4 protein-coding genes and 1 pseudogene are annotated in these 4,940 nt (G+C 55.4%); 4 read left to right on the top strand and 1 reads right to left on the bottom strand.

Annotated features, from left to right (window positions below; translation table 11 throughout):
• From ABX962_RS30125 to ABX962_RS30110, 4 genes and pseudogenes are all read left to right on the top strand, one after another.
• Window positions 1-648: pseudogene (locus ABX962_RS30125) on the top strand (1-acyl-sn-glycerol-3-phosphate acyltransferase); the annotation flags it as partial.
• A 212-nt stretch (window positions 649-860) separates the two neighbouring features.
• Window positions 861-1,961 (top strand): alanine dehydrogenase, encoded by a 1,101-nt coding sequence (gene ald / locus ABX962_RS30120; RefSeq protein WP_372725094.1) that lies wholly within the window; start codon window positions 861-863, stop codon window positions 1,959-1,961.
• 37 nt (window positions 1,962-1,998) lie between these two features.
• A complete protein-coding gene (locus tag ABX962_RS30115) occupies window positions 1,999-3,195 on the top strand; it encodes an aminotransferase class V-fold PLP-dependent enzyme (RefSeq protein ID WP_372725093.1) in 1,197 nt (398 codons plus the stop codon).
• A gap of 104 nt (window positions 3,196-3,299) precedes the next feature.
• Window positions 3,300-4,448: a methyltransferase domain-containing protein gene (locus ABX962_RS30110; protein ID WP_372725092.1), complete on the top strand. Its 1,149-nt coding sequence runs from the start codon at window positions 3,300-3,302 to the stop codon at window positions 4,446-4,448.
• Window positions 4,449-4,459: 11 nt separating this feature from the next.
• On the opposite strand, the gene ABX962_RS30105 is transcribed toward ABX962_RS30110, so the two are convergent.
• Window positions 4,460-4,940, bottom strand: a 481-nt coding sequence (locus ABX962_RS30105; RefSeq protein WP_372725091.1) for a division plane positioning ATPase MipZ, incomplete at its 5' end; no start/stop codon positions are given.

Raw genomic sequence — 4,940 nt, 5'->3', positions numbered from 1 at the left:
TACCTCTGTAAACAAAAGATCGATTCGTGGGCCAACGAACAATTGTCCGTAATCGAATCGCATCTTGGATGGACCAAGTCACTAAGCGGTTCGATACTAGAACGCACCATTCGCGTTGCCGAGGCGTTGTTGGCACTACGCGAAGTCCAGTATTTGGGTAGCACGCGTGCGGGCAACCTTGCGGAGCGTCGTGATGGGCTGATTCAACATTTGTTGTCCGACACCGAATCACGGCTAAAGATGTCGGTGGGGAACGAGGACCTAAGGGCTCGAGTTCGTGCGATACGCACCAAAGTTTCCTCGATTTGGTTTTCGGAAAACCCAGACGAACAGGAAAAGGTGCGTTTGAAAAACGACATCGTGGCTGCCGATCTTGCTCAGGAGCTAGTGTCATACCCCAATTGCTATCTCGAGTCCGATGATGTCACGGATTCTCGCATTGTTGAAACGATCCAACGGATGCAGGAATCGTTGTGGGGAAAAGCCGATGTGGGGATCGAACTGCATGCGGTGATCGAGTTTGATGCTGCAATCCCAGTGCCTGCCGAGAAGGCGCCGCGAGGCGTTGAAGATCCGTTGCTCTGCGAACTCCGCGATCGCTTGAGCACCATGATCGCTCGCTTATCCAAAGAAGCACGGCCGCTGTAGGCTGAATCCGCCACGTAATTGCAAATCGTAGGGGGCAATTCGAAACCGGCAAAACATCAGTGCGACGAAGCGGTCGACGGACCCGATGTGCAATCGTACATTGCCTTAAAATCGTCTCGTCACTGTGACTTGCGTCAGCGTTATGTGCGTCCCATGGGTTTTGTCGTGGGGGTACAGATCCACTCGTCTCGCTTCTTGAGAAGGAAACTAACATGATCATTGGGGTACCCACCGAAGTTAAGACCGACGAATATCGTGTGGCATTGTTGCCGGTGGGAGTCGAGGAATTGGTCGCTCGCGGGCACCAAGTCCTGATCCAATCCGAGGCTGGCGTGGGCTCGGGGGTGACCAACGAAGACTACCTGCAATGTGGCGCCGAGTTGTGCGATACGGCTGACGAGGTGTTCGCGCGAGCCGACATGATCATCAAGGTGAAAGAGCCTCAGCCCGAAGAGTATGCCAAGGTGCGTGCTGGGCAAATCCTGTTTACCTACTTTCATTTTGCCGCCAGCCGAGATTTGACGGATGGCATGCTCGAATCCGGTTCGACCTGTATCGCCTACGAAACGTTGCGTGACGAACAGGGGCGATTGCCGCTGTTGACCCCCATGAGCGAAGTGGCGGGGCGGATGAGTGTCCAAGAAGGCGCCAAGTATCTCGAGAAACCACAAATGGGCCGCGGCATTTTGCTTAGCGGTGTGCCTGGGGTTGCACCCGCGCACATTACCATCTTGGGCGGCGGTGTGGTCGGTGCCAACGCGGCAAAGATTGCGGCGGGCTTCGGCGCCGACGTGACAATTCTCGATGTCAACCTCGACCGACTTCGCTACCTTGATGACGTGATGCCCGCCAACGTCAACTGCTTGTACAGCGACCGACATAATATTCTCGAGCAACTCGAACGCGCCGATTTGGTGATTGGTGCGGTGTTGATTCCCGGAGCAAAGGCACCTCAATTGGTGCGAGCCGAAGATTTGAAGCGGATGAAACCGGGCAGCGTGGTGATCGATGTTGCGGTGGACCAAGGTGGCTGTATCGAAACCACTCGCCCCACCACCCATAGCAATCCAACTTATATCATCGATGATGTGGTGCATTACTGTGTCGCTAATATGCCCGGTGCGGTAGGACGTACCAGTACGTTTGCGCTTTGCAACGCGACGCTGCCGTGGGTGATTCGGATCGCCAGTGCTGGCTTGATGGAATCCGTCAAAGCCTCAGCCGCGCTGCGATCGGCTGTGAATGTCTATCAAGGCAAAGTGGTTCATCAACCTGTCGCCGATGCGTTTGGGTTGCCCTGCGAGATGCTTTAGCCTTTAGCCCTGTGTCGTGTTTTTTAAGAGGGATAACATGGCTAGCGGAAACGATATGAAGTCTCATTGGCAACTCGACCCGCAACTCGACTTCCTTAATCACGGTTCGTTTGGCGCCGTGCCCACGGTGGTGCTGCAGGTGCAGCAGGCGTTTCGGGATCAACTGGAAAGCGATCCTATTCGTTTTTTGGCTCCAGAACGCGAATTGGAACCCAAACTCGATCACGTGCGTGGTGTGCTTGCCGATTTGATCGGCGCTGACGATCGCGATGTGGCATTTGTGCTCAATGCGACCGACGGCGTAAACGCCGTCCTACGCTCGTTTCCGTTTGCCAATGGCGACGAAATCGTTGTCACCAACCATGGTTACAACGCGTGTATCAACGCGGCTAAATTCGCGGCCCAGCGGGGCGGCGCGACGGTGCGGGTGGCCAACGTGCCCTTTCCGATTGGTGATCCAGCCCATGTGGTCGATGCAATTGACGACCAGCTAAATGATCGCACGCGATTGATTATGATCGATCATATCACCAGTCCCACAGGATTGGTCTTTCCCGTTGCCGCGGTTGCGGAACTGGCCAAAAGTCGCGGCATCCGCGTGTTAGTCGACGGAGCGCATGGGCCAGGCATGGTTCCGCTGGATCTTCGCAGCCTGGGGGTAGACTACTACACGGCCAATCACCACAAGTGGCTGTGTGCACCGAAAGTGTCAGGGTTTTTGTGGGTGCACCCCCAATGGCAACGCGAAGTGCGACCGACGATTATCAGTCACGCGGCGAACCAACCGCGTCCCGGTCGCTCCCAATTTCTCGCGGAATTCGATTGGAAGGGAACGTTTGATCCCACGCCGATCTTGGCATTACCGAAAGCGATTGAGTTTTTGAATTCGTTTTATCCAGGCGGATTGGATCAATGGATGCAAGTCAATCGAGCTCTCGCGATCGATGCGTTAGGATTGTTATCCAGCGGATTGGGGATCGAGGTCACCACGCCGCCGGAGATGATGGGCAGCCTTGTGACGGTGCCATTGCCGAAACCGGAGAATGCGAACGCGGGCGACGTTCACCAGACGTTGCAATCACGTCTGCGTCAAAGATACAATATTGAATGCCCCGTCTTTCCCGGGATCCAACCAGGTACGTACCTGCTTCGGATTGCACTGCAAGCCTACAACGATCTTGAACAAGTCGATCGATTGGTCGCTGCACTTCGTGACGAATTGGATTTGAGTTAAATCGTAGTGGCTAACCCCAGATGTTCGGCTCGACTCGTTCGTACGACAAGACGCTGTTTATTTACGGTCAAACAAACCTCAATTAGATTGACACAGAGAACTTCATGTCGAAAAGTCTTGATACCGAAAACGCCGTCGCCTCACGCTACTCGGCTGCTGCTCAAGCGGTCGAACCGGCGCTGTGCTGTCCTGTCGATTATGACGCCAGCTTTTTGAAGATCATTCCAAGCGAAGTCATCGAGCGTGACTATGGTTGTGGCGATCCATCCAAGTACGTTCGCAAAGGCGAGACGGTATTGGATCTTGGCAGCGGCGGAGGCAAGATTTGTTTCATTGCCTCGCAGGTTGTCGGCGAGTCGGGCCGAGTGATTGGCGTCGATATGAATGACGAAATGTTGACGCTGGCGAGAAAAAGTCAGCCGCTTGTCGCGGACGCGATCGGCTATGACAACATCACGTTCTGTAAAGGGCGTATCCAAGATATGGCGGTCGATCGCGATGCCGTCGACCGCTTTCTGCAATCCAATCCGGTCACCGACGAGGCGACCCTGCGTCACTTGGAATCGTTTGTCGCGAACCAGCGTCGCGAGCAGCCAATGATCGCCGCCGAATCGGTCGACGTCGTGGTCAGCAATTGTGTGTTGAACTTGGTGGATTCTGCGGAAAAGCAAGCGTTGTTCGCCGAGATCTTTCGCGTCTTGAAAAATGGTGGACGTGCCGTGATTAGCGATATCGTCGCTGATCAAGTCGTCCCTACGCATCTTCAGCAGGACGCTACGTTGTGGAGCGGATGTATCTCCGGTGCGCTGCGAGACGAAGACTTTGTTCACGCGTTTGAAAGGGCTGGATTCCACGGAGTCGAAGTCGTGGTGATGCAACCCGAACCATGGCAAGTGGTCGAAGGGATCGAGTTTCGCTCGGCGACCGTGATCGCATACAAGGGGAATGCCCAAAGCGATCCCGACGCCAAAGGTGAAGACCAGGTGATGTATCGAGGCCCGTTCGCCAGCATTCGCGACGACGAGGGTAATGAGTACCGCCGCGGTGAGATGACTGCCGTCTATCCCGGAACGTTCGCGATGTTGTCTCGTGAACCCTACGCGAGTTACTTCATTCGTGTTCCCGCGAAGCCGAAAAACCAAGCCCCTGGGTTACCTGTCGCCAAGCAAACCCAAACCTACCAATTGCAAGTCGCATCAAATTCATCGCCCCGCGGATCCGAAGGGTGCTGTGATGACGGCGGTTGCTGTTAGGAACACGTAGATCAGGCAAAGTTGTCGACAACCCCGATGCCTTGAATGCCGGATTCAAGCAGTTGATTCGACAGTGCGTTGATCTCTTCGTTGGTCGTGTTTTCAATGTCACGAACGATCATGGCACTTTCGACAAGGCTCGCGATCGAGCGAGCCACGGGCGTGTTGCCCAGCGGTCCATCGATGATCACGAGGTCAAAGTTTTCTTTGAGCGTTTGGATCAACTTGGCAATCTCAGCTACGGTTGCTTGCCCTGAAGGCTCGCTTGGGAACAGCGGAAACAGCGTGACGTGATCCTCGACCGCATGCACGGCGATCTCGCCGAGCGACAGCCCGCCGCGAAGGGCGTCGAGCCATCCATATTCGACATCCAGGCTCAGTTCGTCGACGAGCGTCGGCGTTACAAGGTCGGCGTCCACCAGCGCGACGCGAATCCCGGCTGCGGCGGCGGCCATGGCAACCCCGGTGGCAACCGTGCTGCGGCCCTCTTCG

Origin of the sequence: Novipirellula sp., assembly GCF_041583735.1 — a bacterium.
Taxonomy (GTDB): Bacteria; Planctomycetota; Planctomycetia; order Pirellulales; family Pirellulaceae; genus Novipirellula.
The sequence above is the reverse complement of the archived record's forward strand: the minus strand, read 5'-3'. Positions and strand labels throughout refer to the sequence as shown.